This is a genomic window from Candidatus Albibeggiatoa sp. nov. BB20, from assembly GCA_016744725.1.
In the GTDB taxonomy this organism is placed as follows: domain Bacteria; phylum Pseudomonadota; class Gammaproteobacteria; order Beggiatoales; family Beggiatoaceae; genus Albibeggiatoa.
In genome coordinates this window covers 57,560-73,380 of the sequence record JADGDW010000002.1, presented here as the reverse complement: position 1 = coordinate 73,380, position 15,821 = coordinate 57,560, and the positions used below count along the sequence as shown (strand labels likewise).

The 15,821-nt window shown below is 39.2% G+C and carries 11 protein-coding genes; 7 read left to right on the top strand and 4 right to left on the bottom strand.

Features of this window, described 5'->3' with window-relative positions:
- Window positions 1-827, bottom strand: an 827-nt coding sequence (locus ABXH34_RS00525) for an ABC-three component system protein (RefSeq protein ID WP_353569895.1), incomplete at its 3' end; no start/stop codon positions are given.
- Window positions 828-929: 102 nt separating this feature from the next.
- Window positions 930-4,763, bottom strand: a complete 3,834-nt coding sequence (purL, locus tag ABXH34_RS00520; protein WP_353569894.1) for a phosphoribosylformylglycinamidine synthase — start codon at window positions 4,761-4,763, stop codon at window positions 930-932.
- A gap of 162 nt (window positions 4,764-4,925) precedes the next feature.
- Here purL and ABXH34_RS00515 point away from each other — a divergent pair, with 162 nt between their 5' ends.
- The 3 genes from ABXH34_RS00515 to ABXH34_RS00505 are packed head-to-tail and all read left to right on the top strand — an operon-like array spanning window position 4,926 to window position 5,743.
- Window positions 4,926-5,177, top strand: a complete 252-nt coding sequence (locus ABXH34_RS00515; protein ID WP_353569893.1) for a type II toxin-antitoxin system Phd/YefM family antitoxin — start codon at window positions 4,926-4,928, stop codon at window positions 5,175-5,177.
- Window positions 5,174-5,437: a Txe/YoeB family addiction module toxin gene (locus tag ABXH34_RS00510; protein WP_353569892.1), complete on the top strand. Its 264-nt coding sequence runs from the start codon at window positions 5,174-5,176 to the stop codon at window positions 5,435-5,437. Before ABXH34_RS00515 ends, ABXH34_RS00510 begins: the two co-directional genes overlap by 4 nt.
- Window positions 5,438-5,461: 24 nt before the next feature.
- Window positions 5,462-5,743, top strand: coding sequence for a helix-turn-helix domain-containing protein (locus tag ABXH34_RS00505; protein ID WP_353569891.1), 282 nt, complete (start codon window positions 5,462-5,464; stop codon window positions 5,741-5,743).
- Window positions 5,744-6,117: 374 nt separating this feature from the next.
- Here ABXH34_RS00505 and ABXH34_RS00500 read toward each other — a convergent pair whose 3' ends face one another.
- Window positions 6,118-6,330, bottom strand: coding sequence for a hypothetical protein (locus ABXH34_RS00500; RefSeq protein ID WP_353569890.1), 213 nt, complete (start codon window positions 6,328-6,330; stop codon window positions 6,118-6,120).
- Between the two features lie 157 nt (window positions 6,331-6,487).
- On the opposite strand from ABXH34_RS00500, the gene ABXH34_RS00495 reads away from it, so the two are divergent.
- Window positions 6,488-6,724 carry a hypothetical protein gene (locus tag ABXH34_RS00495; protein WP_353569889.1) on the top strand — a complete coding sequence of 79 codons (237 nt, stop codon included), beginning with the start codon at window positions 6,488-6,490 and terminating at the stop codon, window positions 6,722-6,724.
- A 533-nt stretch (window positions 6,725-7,257) separates the two neighbouring features.
- Here ABXH34_RS00495 and ABXH34_RS00490 read toward each other — a convergent pair.
- A complete protein-coding gene (locus ABXH34_RS00490; RefSeq protein ID WP_353569888.1) occupies window positions 7,258-12,066 on the bottom strand; it encodes an NAD-glutamate dehydrogenase in 4,809 nt (1,602 codons plus the stop codon).
- Window positions 12,067-12,646: 580 nt separating this feature from the next.
- Here ABXH34_RS00490 and ABXH34_RS00485 point away from each other — a divergent pair.
- The 3 genes from ABXH34_RS00485 (at window position 12,647) to ABXH34_RS00475 (ending at window position 15,818) form a co-directional block, all read left to right on the top strand.
- Window positions 12,647-14,194: a metallophosphoesterase family protein gene (locus ABXH34_RS00485; RefSeq protein ID WP_353569887.1), complete on the top strand. Its 1,548-nt coding sequence runs from the start codon at window positions 12,647-12,649 to the stop codon at window positions 14,192-14,194.
- 441 nt (window positions 14,195-14,635) lie between these two features.
- Window positions 14,636-15,247, top strand: coding sequence for a flavin prenyltransferase UbiX (locus tag ABXH34_RS00480; RefSeq protein ID WP_353569886.1), 612 nt, complete (start codon window positions 14,636-14,638; stop codon window positions 15,245-15,247).
- Window positions 15,237-15,818, top strand: a complete 582-nt coding sequence (locus ABXH34_RS00475; RefSeq protein ID WP_353569885.1) for an LON peptidase substrate-binding domain-containing protein — start codon at window positions 15,237-15,239, stop codon at window positions 15,816-15,818. Before ABXH34_RS00480 ends, ABXH34_RS00475 begins: the two co-directional genes overlap by 11 nt.
- The last annotated feature ends 3 nt before the right edge of the window (window positions 15,819-15,821 follow it).

Below are 15,821 nucleotides of genomic sequence, written 5' to 3'. Positions count from 1 at the left end.
TCATATAAGTGCTCAAATATTTTTTCAAATACTCCAAACTCGTCACGGTGAATAATTAATTTACCCTTTAACTCGCTCACTATATCTTGGTACTGGTTTCGTTGCTTTTTATTTCTTGGTTTTTCTAAAAATTTCTTTATCTCATCAAAATATATCTCAGAATTTTCCTTAATATATTCAAAATATTCTTCTGATAACTCATTGATTTTATTTTTTTGTTCTAAATTGAGATATTCTAAGTCTATATCAGATTTTAGCTCTTGTTCATCTAAATAATTATAAAAGATGTCAATAATGCTAACTAGTTGTTCAGGATGAATTTGTAATGGCTGTCTAAAACGGTTTAAATTTAAATCTCTAACTAATTTGGAGTTTTCCCGTAAATACTTTTCAATAGCTTCTTTTCCCCGCAGCCAAACATTTGTGACATTTGTTTGTTCTTTCAAATATTGAGTTAATTCTGTTGCTTTGTCACCTGTTAACTTTCTATTCGTAAACAATAAATAATTTTCTAATTCATTACTTTGGAACAGTTTTTTTATTTTAGGAATTTCTTTTTTTAAAATACTGTTAAATTCACGGTCAGAACAAGATGCAATGGGAGAAGCAGTATGTTTTGCTTGAATAACGAATTTACCTTTTGCTGATTCTGACTCTGACTCACTTGGAAAACGGTTTGCTGTACCTTCAAATGTTGCATCTCGTCCACCATCACGCCCTGCTGCAAATGAATTTGTACCTTGCCCTAAAATATCCAAACAAATATGGACAACTAAATCTTCAAACTCAGAAGCAGATAATTCGTTTAGATGATAATTAATTGTCATCGAACATTCCTTGTCATATAAATATTCGCTCTATTGTATTTTTAACCATATAAATTTAAAAGAGGCACAAGCCAAAGCTCATGCCTCTCAGTTTAGTACAAACTACCCAACCCAACGCCGTGCATTCCAGAACATTTGCATCCACGGACTTTCTTTTTCTGTCCATGTTTCAGGCAAGTAAGAAAGCTGTGAAGTCAAGAAAATACGTTCAGGATGAGGCATCATAATCGTGAAGCGTCCATCTAAATTAGACATCCCTGCAATACCCATTAACGAGCCATTTGGATTAGCAGGATAATGCTCAGTCATTTGTCCATCGTTATCCACATATTTCATCGCAATCGTACCCGTCATTATCGCAGAAGAAATCAACTCGTTGTCTTTGCCGAATGTCTCAATCCGACCTTCTCCATGTGATACCACAATCGGAATTTTTGACCCCACCATGTCTTTCAATAAAATCGATGGTGAAAAATCAATGTATGCCATCGACAAACGTGCTTCAAATTGCTCTGATTTATTGGTGACAAATTCAGGCCATAAATCCGCGCTTGGGATTAAGCTTTTCAGTTGCGCCAACATTTGACAACCGTTACACACGCCTAAACCAAAGGTATCTTCACGGTGGAAAAAGGCTTGAAATTCAGCTTTTGCGCGTTCGTTGTATAAAATCGATTTTGCCCAGCCGCCGCCAGCACCCAACACATCACCATATGAAAAGCCGCCGCAAGCAACCAATCCTTTGAATTGTGACAAGCTCATGCGACCCGCTAAAATATCACTGGTATGCACATCGACACATTCAAAGCCTGCATGAGTAAACGCCGCCGCCACTTCTAACTGACCATTCACGCCTTGTTCACGCAAAATCGCAATTTTAGGTCGCGCCGTATTCACCGCAGGGGCTTGTAATTTAAACGTGGTATGCAGGAATAAACCCGTGTCTTTTGGATTGGCTAAAGCATCATATTCTTGTTGTGCAGATTGTGGGTTATCACGTAATTTACGGATTTCGTAACTGGTTTTGCTCCACGTTTGACGTAAATCCACCCGTGGATTGCTCAATAACAACATGCCTTGATGATACACATTCAACGTATCGGTATCGTTTGGTGTGCCGATGGTATTAATCGATAAACGGGTGTTTTGAATGAAATAATTTTGTACCGTGTCCACGTCGTCATTATTGACTTCAATCACCGCGCCGAGTTCTTCACTAAATAAAGTGGCTAAATGATCGCTGCCCAATGATTCAAGATGCAAATCCACACCACAACCACCAGCAAACATCATTTCACACACTGTGGCAAACAAACCACCGTCCGAACGGTCATGATAAGCTTTGATTTTGCCTTGTTTATTCAGCTCTTGAATCGCATTGAAAAACTGACTTAAATCTTCAGGATTATCCAAATCTGGGGTTTTATCGCCCATCGCCTTGTAGCTTTGCATCAAGATTGAGCCGCCTAAACGATTTTTACCGCGTCCCAAATCCACTAACATTAAAGAGGTTTCACCGCCACGTAATTGTGGAGTCATGGTTTTGTGGATATTGGATACCCGACCAAATGCCGACACGATTAGCGATAACGGCGCAGTTACGGCTTTGTCTTTACCGTCGTCTTGCCATTGGGTGTGCATTGATAATGAGTCTTTGCCCACGGGAATATTGATGCCGAGCTTGATGCAAATGTCTTGAGTGATGGATTTGACTGTATCGAATAACGCCGCGTCCTCACCTTCTTGACCACACGCCGCCATCCAATTGGCTGATAAAACAATGTCGTTGAGCTTGTCGACTTTTGCCGCTGCCAAGTTGGTCAATGCTTCGCCGATTGCCATCCGACCCGATGCAGGCGCGTTTAATAATGCCAACGGAGTGCGTTCACCCATCGCCATTGCTTCACCCGTGTCACTGTGGAAACTGCTCGCCGTCACCGCACAATCTGCCACCGCGACTTGCCAAGGCCCGACAAGCTGGTCACGCACAGTCAAACCACCAACAGAACGATCGCCAATCGTAATTAAAAATTGCTTATCGGCAACAGTTGGATGACTGAGTACGCGCATTGCAGCTTCGGTTAAATCAGGAATTTTGTCTAAATCAGACTTTTCAGGAGCAGGTGCATGACTGACATCGCGGTGCAATTTCGGGGTTTTGCCCAATAAAACGGACATCGGCATATCAACCGCTTTGGTTTGTTCATCGGTTAAAACCAATTGTTGCGCGTCAGTGGCTTCACCGACAATCGCATACGGACAACATTCACGCTGACAAAGTTTCTCAAATAATTCAATGCTTTCAGGCGCAATCGCCAACACATAACGCTCTTGAGATTCATTGCTCCATAATTCCATTGGCGACAAACTGGTATCGGCACGTGGAATTTTATTTAAATCAAAGGTCGCGCCTTTTTCACTTTGATGAACCAATTCAGGCAAGGCATTGGACAAACCGCCCGCACCGACATCGTGAATCGATAAAATCGGATTGTCTTCACCCAATCGCCAACAGCCATCAATCACTTCCTGACATCGACGTTGCATTTCAGGATTATCGCGCTGCACCGAGGCAAAATCTAACGCGGCATCACTGTGACCTGTCGCCATTGAAGACGCTGCACCACCACCCAAGCCAATCAACATTGAAGCCCCGCCGAGTACAATTAATTTAGAACCTGCTGGAATTTGTTTTTTATCAACCTGTTGTGACTGAATATTGCCTATGCCGCCTGCAATCATAATTGGTTTGTGATAGCCGCGACGTTTGCCATTAAAATCTTGTTCAAAGCTACGGAAATAACCGCCTAATGCAGCGCGTCCAAATTCGTTGTTAAAGCGACTTGCACCAATCGGGGCTTCTATCATAATGTCCAAAGCGGATACGATGCGCTCAGGTTTGCCATAATCGGTTTCCCAAGGCTGTGGCGCGTCTGGAATCAATAAGTTAGACACTGAATAGCCAACTAAACCCGCTTTAGGTTTTGCACCACGTCCTGTTGCGCTTTCGTCACGAATCTCGCCACCCGAACCTGTTGCTGCCCCTGCAAATGGAGAAATCGCAGTTGGATGGTTATGGGTTTCGACTTTCATCAAAATCGCATTATCTTGTTTTTGCTCTTGATAATGATGCTCGGTATCGGGAATTAATCCTTTAACGGGATAACCTTCCATCACCGCCGCATTGTCGTGATAAGCAGATAAAACTTTGTTTGGATTTTTTTCATGAGTCTGACGAATCATGCCGAATAAAGAGCTGTCTTGCGCTTTCCCGTCAATTGTCCAATCTGCATTAAAAATTTTGTGGCGACAATGTTCCGAGTTGGCTTGTGCAAACATCATCAATTCGGCATCAGTTGGATCGCGTTTTAATTGGGTGAAGTTTTCGACCAAATAATCAATTTCGTCTTCTGATAAGGCTAAACCATATTGGCTATTGGCATCAATTAAGGCTTGCTTGCCTTGCGCCAACAATGGAATCACGTTTAATGGGCGCGGGGCATCGTGTTTAAATAAACCTTCGTTATCGGCAATATTTTCAATCACGGTTTCTGTCATACGGTCATGAATCGCCACCGCTAAAGCTTGCTTGTGACTTTCATCAACTTCGCCCGTGAATTCCCACACAATCCCACGTTCAATCCGTTTCACAGGTGAGATACCACAAATTTCCGCAAGATCAGTAGCTTTACTCGACCAAGGTGAAATTGTGCCAAAACGCGGAATCACAATCAGTATGTGTTCTGCTAACTGTTCTGCTTCGTCGTCGACATGGAGTAGCTCTTTTAAATGCTGGTCATGTTCTTCACTCAATTCCCCCTCAACTTCAAGGAAATAAATATAACGAGTGCTTAATTGCAATTCGGCGACATCGGCTTGTTGCTTGATTTTTTGAATCCGAAATTCAGAATGTGCGGCTTGTCCTAAATAATGCATCGGCGTTCCCTCAGGTGATGAATATTAGAACCGTGATTGTAGATGGTTATGGGTTTAGATGGTAGGTTTGATTTTTGGTTTTGAAATATGGGCTAATGTAAATTGTAAAAGCGACATTGTATTAAGCTATAATTTGAGCAGTTGATTAAAAGGAAATCAAAGATGCTACAAACAACAGCAATACAATTACAAAAAAATTTACAGCAAGAAATTAAACCTTGTATTGAAAACCATGAAATATTACATGTAAATCAACATGACAGTGAGAACTTTGTCATTATCAGTGCCTCTGACTGGCGAGCAATTGAAGAAACTTTATTTTTAAATCAAATACCTAATATGGTTGAAAGTATTCATGAAGCAGCGGCTGAACCATTAGAGCAAGGTACATGTTTAGAGGATTTAGATTGGTGAGCTGGAAAGTTATTTTAAGCCGTCAAGCAGTTAAAGATGCTAAAAAAATCTCACGCGCTGGCTACAAAGTCCAAGCTGAAAAGCTCCTACATATTCTAGCAATAGACCCTTTTCAGAACCCTCCTTCTTATGAAAAGCTTGTTGGAAATTTAAAAGGTTTCTATGCTCGGCGCATTAATATTCAACATCGATTGATTTATCGCGTGGCGGAAAAAGAAAAAACAGTACATGTGTTGAGGATGTGGACACATTATGAATAACTAATCTAATTCCTGAGGTCTAAAATGACAAATCAATATACTGGTAGTGATTTTGATGATTTTCTTGAGCAAGAAGATATTTTGGAACAAGTTTCTACAAATGTGCATAAACGGCTTTTAGCTTTGCAGTTAGCTGATATTATGCAGGAAAAGCAAATCACCAAAACAAGTTTGGCAAAACAACTGAATACAAGTCGTTCTCAGTTAGATAGGATTCTTGATCCTGATAATACGGGTATCACGATTGAAGTTTTAGAACGGGTTGCACATGCGGTAGGTAAAACACTGAGAATTGAGTTTGCTTAGAAATTAAATGCACTTAGATTAGCGATCCATCCATGGACAAAATACATAAGTTAGATGCTACTTCAACTACTGAAGCTACTAATATTTTCAACTTTCTCATAATGCTACCCTCCTTATCAGAATTGTGCTCTGATCTTGGTGTTGCCAGCAGACTATTTTTTACATAAGAAAAAACAATCAACAAAGTAATGATAACTATGAAAAAAGTAAGTTGCACAGGAGTCGAGCCTGTATCACTAATCCTAATCGCTAGTCTAAACGCACTTTAATCCTTTTGATTATATCAAGAATTATAAAATAATGCTAAATCTTTTTTCACAGTATCATCAATGTTTGTTGTTTTTGCACGAAAAAAATCAATCCACACAGAAGAATCAATCAAAACCATTTTGTTTGTCCATATTTCGTAATTCAGTTAAATCACCTTCAAACTGTATTTGACCACGTAGCCCCTTAAGCTCTTGAATTTTTTTATATCTTATCCAGTCTTGAATAATTTTTACCAATGCCTCAGATTGATTTTCTAAAGAAATATACTGTTTCACCTCTTCAACCAAAGCATCAGGTAATTGTGAGACTATTTGCATATCAAGCTCCTTCCATATAAATATTCCAATGTCATGTAATTGTAGATGGTTATGGGTTTGGATGGTAGGTTTGATTTTTGAACAAGACTTCAATTATGTTGAAACCTGCTAAAATTATTGTCACTATCTTCTTTAATTCAATTTATGGGTGCGTACCATGAATACTTATGTAGAACAGATTTATCAACAATCTTTACAATTATCACCAGACAACGCTCAAGAAGTTTTGCAATTTATTGAATTCATAAAATTTAAACAAAAAGAATCTTTATCTGAAACACAATATATACTTAATAATCCAAATCTCATAGCACAAATTCAAGTTGCAGAGCAAAATCCTGAGCAATGGATAAAACCATCAGAAAACCAACTCAACTTGGCTGTTAATAATTGAGTTTTTTGATAGCACTACCAAATTTAGAAACTGATGAGGTTGTAAAATATAAGAGAAAGAAGCAAGAAAATGACGAGGCAAGTATTAAGTTGTAGTCAATGGAGCGAATAGAAACTTTTTTGCTAAGGAAACGCGTCAAGCAAGATTTAATGACAGGTATTATTTGCAATATGAGCATGATATTAAACATAGCAATAGTGATGCTATTGTTGGCATCGTGAACTTAAAAAAACTTACAAGCCTCTCTTGAAATGGAGCTAAAGACTCTAATTCATTCAATTCATATCCAAATTGTACTAGAGGAAAGAAGAATAGTTATTCTTTTGCATCCACAGTTGGGTAATCCCGCAAAAAAATAGTGCTATAATTACAATTAAATATCAATAATTATTGGTTTGCTTGAGACTCTTTTTTTTAGTTCTTTTATAGCCTCCGACCGTTGGAATGCAATCAAAACCTCCTGCGTCGTGAAGGCATTCCCACAAGCCAAAATTCTTTTTATTTAATCATAGCTGCAAAGCCATTGCTCATATTTAACCCAAACGCCCCACCTCACGTAAAGCAACTGATAACATAGATAAATCGGGTTTTTCAACCGCTTGTAATTCAGTAAAAATGTGTACACTACGCTCAATCGCAGCTTGATTTTCAGTCAACCATAATTCAACCCGTTGTTGTATATTATCATGCTGAACACTTTGCAATACCTGCATGGTTAAATGACGATGGGTTTTATAGAGTTCATCACGCAATGCGGAACGAGACAAAGATTCCCAGCGATTTTGACGTGGCAAAGTGCTAATTTGGTCGCGTAACCAATGCAATTTTAATTGCGTACCCAAACTGAAATGCACCTCGGTCACAGTTAATAAATCTTCTTGAGTTTCATTCGCCACATCGACCACATCCAATGCTGACAGCCATACGGTCAAGCTTGCTATTTTTTTCGCCAAAGCTTCGGGTACACCTTTCTCTGTCCAATTTTGTGCAACTTGCTCAACGCCTTGCTTATCATGCGGGCTCATAAACTGCCACAGGTTTTCCGCCAACTGATTCACACCTGATTTGAAATAATCCACGGTTTCAGCAATATCCAAATCAGCATGAGGATTACGCAATAACCAACGAGTGGCCCGCTCTAATAATTTGCGTGTATCCAACATCATTGCCATTTGCACTTCATTAGCGACTTGATTATCTAATGCTTCCATTTCAGCCCATAAATCAGCCATGCTGAACACCTGCCAACTCACCACATACGCATGGACAAGCTGTGCTACAGTTAAACCTGTTTCCTCTTGTAAAATAAAAATAAATTCATTGCCGCCATAATTCACCACCACATTGACCAAATACGTGGCGATAATTTCACGTTGCAAACGATGTTGGCTTATTTGCTGGGTATAACGTTGAGGTAATGGCTGAGGGAAATAAACATGAAGCAAATTCTGCAAATACCCATCATCAACTAAATCAGAAGCGAGCAAAGCTTGATATAAATAAATTTTGCTGTACGCCAATAGCACCGAAATTTCAGGTGAGGTTAAACCTTGTTGATTTTTGCGTCGGGCTTGAATTGCTTTATCATTAGGTAAAAATTCCAATTCCCGATCTAAATTCACTTGATGCTCTAAAAACTGCATAAAACGGCTTTGTACATCCAATAATTGGCCGCCAATTGATAAAGGTAAACTCACTGCTTGGGTTTGTAAATAATTATCCCGCAACACCAATTTAGCCACATCATCAGTCATTTCAACCAGCAACGCATTACGCTGTTTCAAGGTCATATCCTGATTTGCCACCACCGCATTGAGCAAAATTTTGATATTCACTTCATGATCGGAACAATCCACCCCTGCAGAATTATCAACCGCATCAGTATAAATTCGCCCACCATTTAAGGCATATTCAATCCGCCCTAATTGGGTAAAACCTAAATTGCCGCCTTCACCCACCACTTTGCAGCGTAAATCTTGCCCATCGACTCGCACATTATCATTGGTTTTATCACCCACATCAGCATGATGCTCGGCTTCTGATTTCACATACGTGCCAATTCCACCATTCCACAATAAATCCACAGGCGCACATAGCAAAGTTCTAATTAGTTCATTCGGTGTCATGGAATAATGAGATACACCCAACATTTTCTGCATTTCATGACTTAATACAATGGCTTTGGCATTACGCGCAAAAACACCGCCACCTTTTGATACTAACGTCGAATTGTAATCCGCCCATGTAGAACGCGGTAACTCAAATAAACGCTGACGTTCAGCAAAGCTGGTTTTTGGGTCTGGTTTGGGATCAACAAAAATATGTAAATGATTGAATGCCGCTTGTAATTTAATATGTGGTGACAATAACATCCCATTGCCAAATACGTCCCCTGACATATCGCCGACCCCAATCACAGTAAAATCTTGATTCTGGGTATCCACTCCAAGGTGGCGAAAATGGCGTTTCACTGATTCCCAAGCCCCGCGCGCAGTAATCCCCATTTTTTTATGGTCATAACCTGCCGAACCACCTGAGGCAAACGCATCATCCAGCCAAAAGCCGTAATCTTTCGCGATACTATTCGCAATGTCGGAAAACGTCGCCGTTCCTTTATCCGCTGCCACCACCAAATACGGGTCATCCTCATCATGCCGAATCACATCAACGGGCGGCACAATATGATTGTCGACTAAATTATCAGTGACATCTAACAAGCCACGAATAAAAGTTTTATAGCATTCAATCCCTTGTTTTTGTATCTCTTCACGGCTGCTATTTTTACCGAGTTTCTTAGCCACAAAACCGCCTTTTGAACCCACAGGCACAATGACGGCATTTTTAACCATTTGGGCTTTCACTAAACCTAAAATCTCAGTGCGGAAATCTTCCCGCCGATCCGACCAACGCAAACCGCCCCGCGCCACTTTGCCACCACGTAAATGCACCCCTTCAACTTGCGGAGAATATACGAAAATTTCGTACAGCGGCTTAGGCTCTGGCATATCAGGAATTTGCTGTGAATCAAACTTAAATGACACGTAAGATTTTGGCTTTTTACCCGCATCCAACTGAAAATAATTGGTGCGTATGGTTGCCATAATCACCGATAGAAAACGTCTTAAAATACGGTCTTCGTCTAAACTTTCAACGCTATCTAAACTTTGTTCAATTTTGTCTAGCAGGCTTTGCAATTCTTTATCACGAGCTGCGTTGTCCTCAGCGGTTTGGCGACCAATCGGATTAAATCGGACGTGGAATATATTGAGTAATAAACGCGCAATATCAGGATGATGAGCTAAAGTATTCTGGGTATATTTTGCACTGAATGTCGCGCCAATTTGTTGAATATATTTGTAATACGCCCGAAAAACGATAATATCACGCCAATTCAATTGCGCTTTGAGCACCAAATAATTGAAACCATCGTTTGCGACTTCTTGTCGCCATACTTTGGCAAAGGTCTGTTGAAATATCGATTTCAGTTCGTTTAAATCAATGGTTTGCTTTGAGTCGTGCGATAAAATCAGCTCTTGAATCCAAATTGAGGTTTTAGCCAACTTGATTTCATAATTACGCTCACTCATCACCACCACGCCCATATTTTCCAAAATTGGCAATAAGCGAGACAATGAAATTTGTCCTTGAGAATGGAATAATTTGAACCGCAACGACCCGTTCACACTTTCCAACGGACGATACAACGTCATTTCCAGCGCATTCTCATCGCCCAATGATTCCATTTTTTCAATATCTAACAAGGCATGGCGAGCAGTGAAATCCTCTTGATACACGGTAGGAAAACTGTCTTGATAACGGTGATACAGTTTTGTGCCGCGTTCTTCACCCAAATGCTCTAACAAGGTGTCATACAAACTGTCTGTCCACGCTTGAGTGATTTCAGCTAAACGGGCTTCAATTTCAGCTAATTTACAATCAAAGCAACTGCCTGCATGAGTTCGGACAATAAAATGGATTTGGGCAAGAATCGATTCTGAGACATTAACCGTAAATTCAACACTCAGCCCGTTAAATGCTTCCAGTAACACATCCTGCATTTGTTGGCGGATTTTAGTGTCATAACGTTCACGCGGTGCAAATACCAAACATGAAATAAAACGTCCAAATTCATCAGGGCGTACAAACAGCTTAACTCGTTGTCTTTCCTGAAGTTGTAAAATACCTAAACTGATATTAGATAAAGTTTCAACATCTGTTTGGAATAATTCATCACGCGGATAACTTTCTAAAATATTCAGCAAAGCTTGTCCACGATGGCTTTCAGTATGATAACCAGATAACTTAATGACTTTACTTATTTTTTTATGTAACAATGGAATATGCGTGGTGCTAAGATGATAAACAGATGCGGTATATAAACCTAAAAATCGATATTCGCCAACCACTTCACCTTGTTGGTTGATTTTCTTAATGCCAATATAATCCATATAACTCGGGCGATGCACTGTTGCGCGTGAACTGGCTTTGTTTAATAACAATAAACTGGGTTTTGCCGCAACTTGTCGAATAGTATTCGGTAATTCAGCAAAACTACTGGAAAATGAAGCATTCGTATTGCGTAAAATACCCAGCCCTGAATCCGCTGCAACCTTTAACTGATATGTATCCTGTTCTTTGACCAGCTTATATTCTCGAAACCCTAAAAAGGTAAAATGCTTGGCTTGCAACCAACGCAAAAAGGCGTGAGTTTCAACAATTTCATGCTTTTCTAACGGCGGGGGTTTTTGCTCTAATTGTTCCAGAATCGTTTCTAGCTGGTCATACATTGTGGCTCGATCATTGACCACTAAACTCACATCTTCTAAAACATTTCGAATGGCTTGCTGGGTATTACGCTGAGTTTCTTTTTCTGTATGCCGATCGATTTCTATATGGATTAATGCAACAAGGCCTTCAGTTTGTTCTGTTAATCTATCAATACCAACCAGTTGATTCTGCTCGTTGTATTTCAATAACAATGTAGGGTGAATGGTCAAATGTACGGTTAAGCCCAGTTGATTTAATGCGATACGAATCGAATCAATCAAAAAAGGCATATCTACGGTTAAAATTGACACAATGCTGTGTGTGGATTGCCAGCCGTTTTGCTCGAATTGTGGATTAAATACCCGCACTTTGGGTAAATCATCCATTGTTTGCAAAAAATGCCAATAATCAACCACCATGCCGTATAAATCACTGGGATGACGTTGGCTAATATCTTCCTCGGGTACATCAGAGAAAAATAATGCGGCAAACATTTGTAAACCATCGGACTGACTTGGAGGAAACTTTTCTACAATGCGTTGTTGTAATTTTTGTAAAACAGTTAAGGCAGGCATACTTCCCCCTGTTTGGATCGGTGAGATTTGAGTGAACTTATTTATGCTAAAAATGTAGTCGAAATAAGTTTAAGCAAGATGTATAGTCAATTTCGGTTTATGTGTTAGGACTGGCAGTCCTGTATCACTTTAGAATAAAATGACTATAGAAAGTATACGCCTCTATCTCAGCAAAAAATCAATATATTCGCCAAGATGAATTGATATAGTAAATTCTATTTTAATCATTGCTCTAGCTTATTGGTGTAAATTAAGGAGGATTTTGAAGGCTTATAACATCTTATACAGAATAGATTAAATTCAGAGCTAAACTTCTAGCTTGATGCCACACAATAGATTTATCTCACAAATATTAAAGATGTCTTATAATACAAAAGGCAAACGCCACCGATTAAGCAAACAAGCAAGGCATATACTGAATATCAGAAATGTAAATATTCCATGCCATCATGAATAAAAACAATGTGATTTGAATGTATCTGTCTTGCGTATTGGCTGTTACTCATCAGAGATTTGTGACAAACATTGACAATGATGGATAAGCTAGCTGTATTTTTAAAGACTAAAAAGTGAGATAAGCATGTCTTATGAAATTACCCTTGTAGGCGCAATTGGGGAAAAAAGCATTTATGCCAGCCATGATGTGAACCAATTGCTAGAACAAGAACAAACTAAGCTAGTACATGGTAAAACATTTACAGGTCGGCCTTCCACCCAAGTGCATATCTCCACACAACATGTGGTTAAAATTCATAACGAAATCAATTTATCGGCTTTTTCTGCCAATCGTTGGGTTCAGCAAGCACTAGAAAAAGAACGTAAATATCAAGTCCATCATCCTAACAAAACTTGGTTTGTCGCCCATGAACAAGGAAAAGAAACCGCCTTAGTCGGTAATATTTGCCCACGCTTACAACCCGTGCATCAATTGTTTAGCGATGAAAATACCAGCATAGATTCCCGTCTAAAAGTATTGCAGAAAATCTTTCATTATTATTTTTATATGGCAAAAACCTTTGATTTACGTATTGATGAAGGGCTTTCTAATTTTGGTTTAGATGCCGCAGGCGAGGTTTATTATTTAGATGATGATGTGTATATGTGGGATAGATTTAATTCTTGCGCACACATGGTCGGGGTTTATTTTCGATCATCTGAATGGCTGAATAGCAAAGATACTGCAAGTCAATTTGGGCTGATTGTGCGTGATGAAATTTACAAACAATATCAAGATAAACAATATTTTATCGTTCTATCTGAATTAATTAAAAATGTCTATTTCCCCTCTGAAATACAAAGACAGGCAATCCAAACCTTTATTGATTCACTACAACAAACCCCTGCTAAGCAAAAAAATGTTGAAAAAATCAACTATCAGAATACCCGTTATGTGGCTGTTCTAGCCGATGTTCATGCCAATTTGCCTGCATTAGATGCGGTGCTCTCATTTCTTAAAACTGAAAATATTAATCATGGTATTGTTGCTGGCGATATTGTTGGTTACGGCCCTCATCCTACTGAATGTATTGAACGTTTACAAGAAACAGGGTTTGAACTTATTAAAGGTAATCACGATCATGGGCTGGCTACAGGTCTGTTTAAAAAAGGTTTTTCTAGTACTGCAAAATGGGTTTTAGATTGGACATATCAGCGAGTGAGTCAAGAACACAAAACATGGTTAGAAGAACTCCCGCCTATTTTACATAATGAAAATTGGTTGCTTTTGCATGGTTCTCCGATTGATCCTACATTTTTCAATGCCTATGTGTATGAAATGACCTATCAAGATAATTTAAATGCTTTAGAACGCAAAGAGATTCCCATTTGTTTTCATGGTCATACCCATCAACCCGGTGGCTACGTGCGCAAAGGTCGAATTGATAAACATTTAACTGATGAAGTCCTTGATTTATCTAAAGTAAACCATGCGTTAATTTGTCCCGGTTCTATAGGTCAACCTCGAAATGGACAATTAGGGGCGCAATTTGCGATTTATGACCAACAAGATAAAAAAATTCATTTTCATCGCCTTTCATATAATGTTGATACTACAATCCACGACATGGAAACGAATCAATTTCCTGACCCATTGATTAATTTATTGCGCGGTTATGGCCGAAATATGTAATTGATAAACTTTGCTTACAGTTTCACAGCCTTGATCCTCGGTACAAAATATTAAGAGGAATAAACAGCTTGTGTTACGCAAAAATGTCAAAAAAATATTTTACAATGATTTTAGATCGTTTTAAAGATTTAATGGAATACGATGCGTAGTCATTAATGGGTGGATTTATAGTCAATTTCGTTTTGGCTGTTAGGACTGGCAATCCTGTTGTTGTTTAAATATCAATCAGTTTTAAAGTCTTGGACTGCCAGTCCTGTATCACTTTAAAGTAAAACGACTATAGTTTGCAGATATGCTGTCTATTTTTGCTATTTCCTGACTATTTTATTTGCTGGGTTTCACCTGATTCTGCCTGTCCTACAGCCAAATAGCGGCAACTCTATTGGCTCAAAGGCTGGTATACTGTTTGTTTATTGTCCACTGTTAAATTATTAATTAAAAATGTCTGACAACATAACACTTGCCATGACGGGCGCATCTGGTGCAATTTATGGCATCCGCCTTTTAGAGCAACTGCTTTTAGCAGGAAAAACGGTGCATTTCCTATTGTCCAAGCCTGCAAGACTTGTGATTAAAATGGAGCTGGGTTTAAGTTTACCAAGTCGAGCCAAAGATTTAAAAGCACAATTAGTAGAGCAATATGCAACGCAAACAGAGCGGCTACATGTTTATGATTTAGAGCAATGGACAGCCCCTATTGCCAGTGGAAGCTCCGTTAGTCGAGCGATGGTGATATGTCCTTGTACTAGTGGTTCTTTGGCCTCTATTGCTAATGGCTTAAGCCGTAACCTAATTGAGCGGGCGGCCGATGTCAGTTTAAAAGAGCGTAAACAATTAATTTTGGTACATCGTGAAACCCCGCTGTCGCCAATTCATTTGCAAAATATGCTAACATTATCTCAGGCAGGCGCGGTTATTTTACCTGCGAGTCCCGCATTTTATAATCAGCCGAAAACAATTCAAGATGTCACTGATACTGTGGTGGCACGTATTCTTGACCATCTCACTATCGAACACCAGCTTCTACCACGTTGGGGTGAACATGCAGAATGACATCATCACAATTCCACTATTCCCATTACACAGCGTACTTTTTCCTGATGGCTTATTGCCATTACGCATCTTTGAACCGCGTTACTTAGAAATGGTAAGTCAGTGTTTAAAACAGAATACACCTTTTGGTATTAGCCTTATTTATGATGGCAATGAGGTTGGAGAGGCTGCATTAACACATAATATTGGCACAATCGCTAAAATTATTGATTGGGATAAAGAAGAAAATGACTTATTGATTATCAAAGTGGTTGGGCAGCAAAAATTTAAAATTTTGAGTCAAGAATCCAAGAAAAATCAACTTATTGAAGCTAAAGTGCAATTATTCCCTTCTGAGGCTTCAGCAACGCTAACAGCAGAATATCAGTTTTTCGGCGATTTATTAGAGCAAATTATTCAACAATTAGGTAATATTTATCCGCAGATATCGTTAGACTATGCCAATGCACATTGGGTTAGTTATCGTTTGGCCGAACTGTTGCCCATCTCATTAGCACAACGTCAAGAATTATTGGAATTGCCAGACCCAACCCGACGTTTAGCTATTTTAAAACAAAGCTTTAGGGACTAAATG

What these genes read in the sequence shown, in the direction of transcription:
- ABXH34_RS00505 (WP_353569891.1), top strand. Translation starts at nt 5,462, where the DNA reads ATGACAAATCAATATACTGGTAGTGATTTTGATGATTTTCTTGAGCAA.
- purL (WP_353569894.1), bottom strand. Translation starts at nt 4,763, where the DNA reads ATGCATTATTTAGGACAAGCCGCACATTCTGAATTTCGGATTCAAAAA.
- ABXH34_RS00490 (WP_353569888.1), bottom strand. Translation starts at nt 12,066, where the DNA reads ATGCCTGCCTTAACTGTTTTACAAAAATTACAACAACGCATTGTAGAA.
- ABXH34_RS00475 (WP_353569885.1), top strand. Translation starts at nt 15,237, where the DNA reads ATGCAGAATGACATCATCACAATTCCACTATTCCCATTACACAGCGTA.
- ABXH34_RS00500 (WP_353569890.1), bottom strand. Translation starts at nt 6,330, where the DNA reads ATGCAAATAGTCTCACAATTACCTGATGCTTTGGTTGAAGAGGTGAAA.
- ABXH34_RS00495 (WP_353569889.1), top strand. Translation starts at nt 6,488, where the DNA reads ATGAATACTTATGTAGAACAGATTTATCAACAATCTTTACAATTATCA.
- ABXH34_RS00515 (WP_353569893.1), top strand. Translation starts at nt 4,926, where the DNA reads ATGCTACAAACAACAGCAATACAATTACAAAAAAATTTACAGCAAGAA.
- ABXH34_RS00485 (WP_353569887.1), top strand. Translation starts at nt 12,647, where the DNA reads ATGTCTTATGAAATTACCCTTGTAGGCGCAATTGGGGAAAAAAGCATT.
- ABXH34_RS00480 (WP_353569886.1), top strand. Translation starts at nt 14,636, where the DNA reads ATGTCTGACAACATAACACTTGCCATGACGGGCGCATCTGGTGCAATT.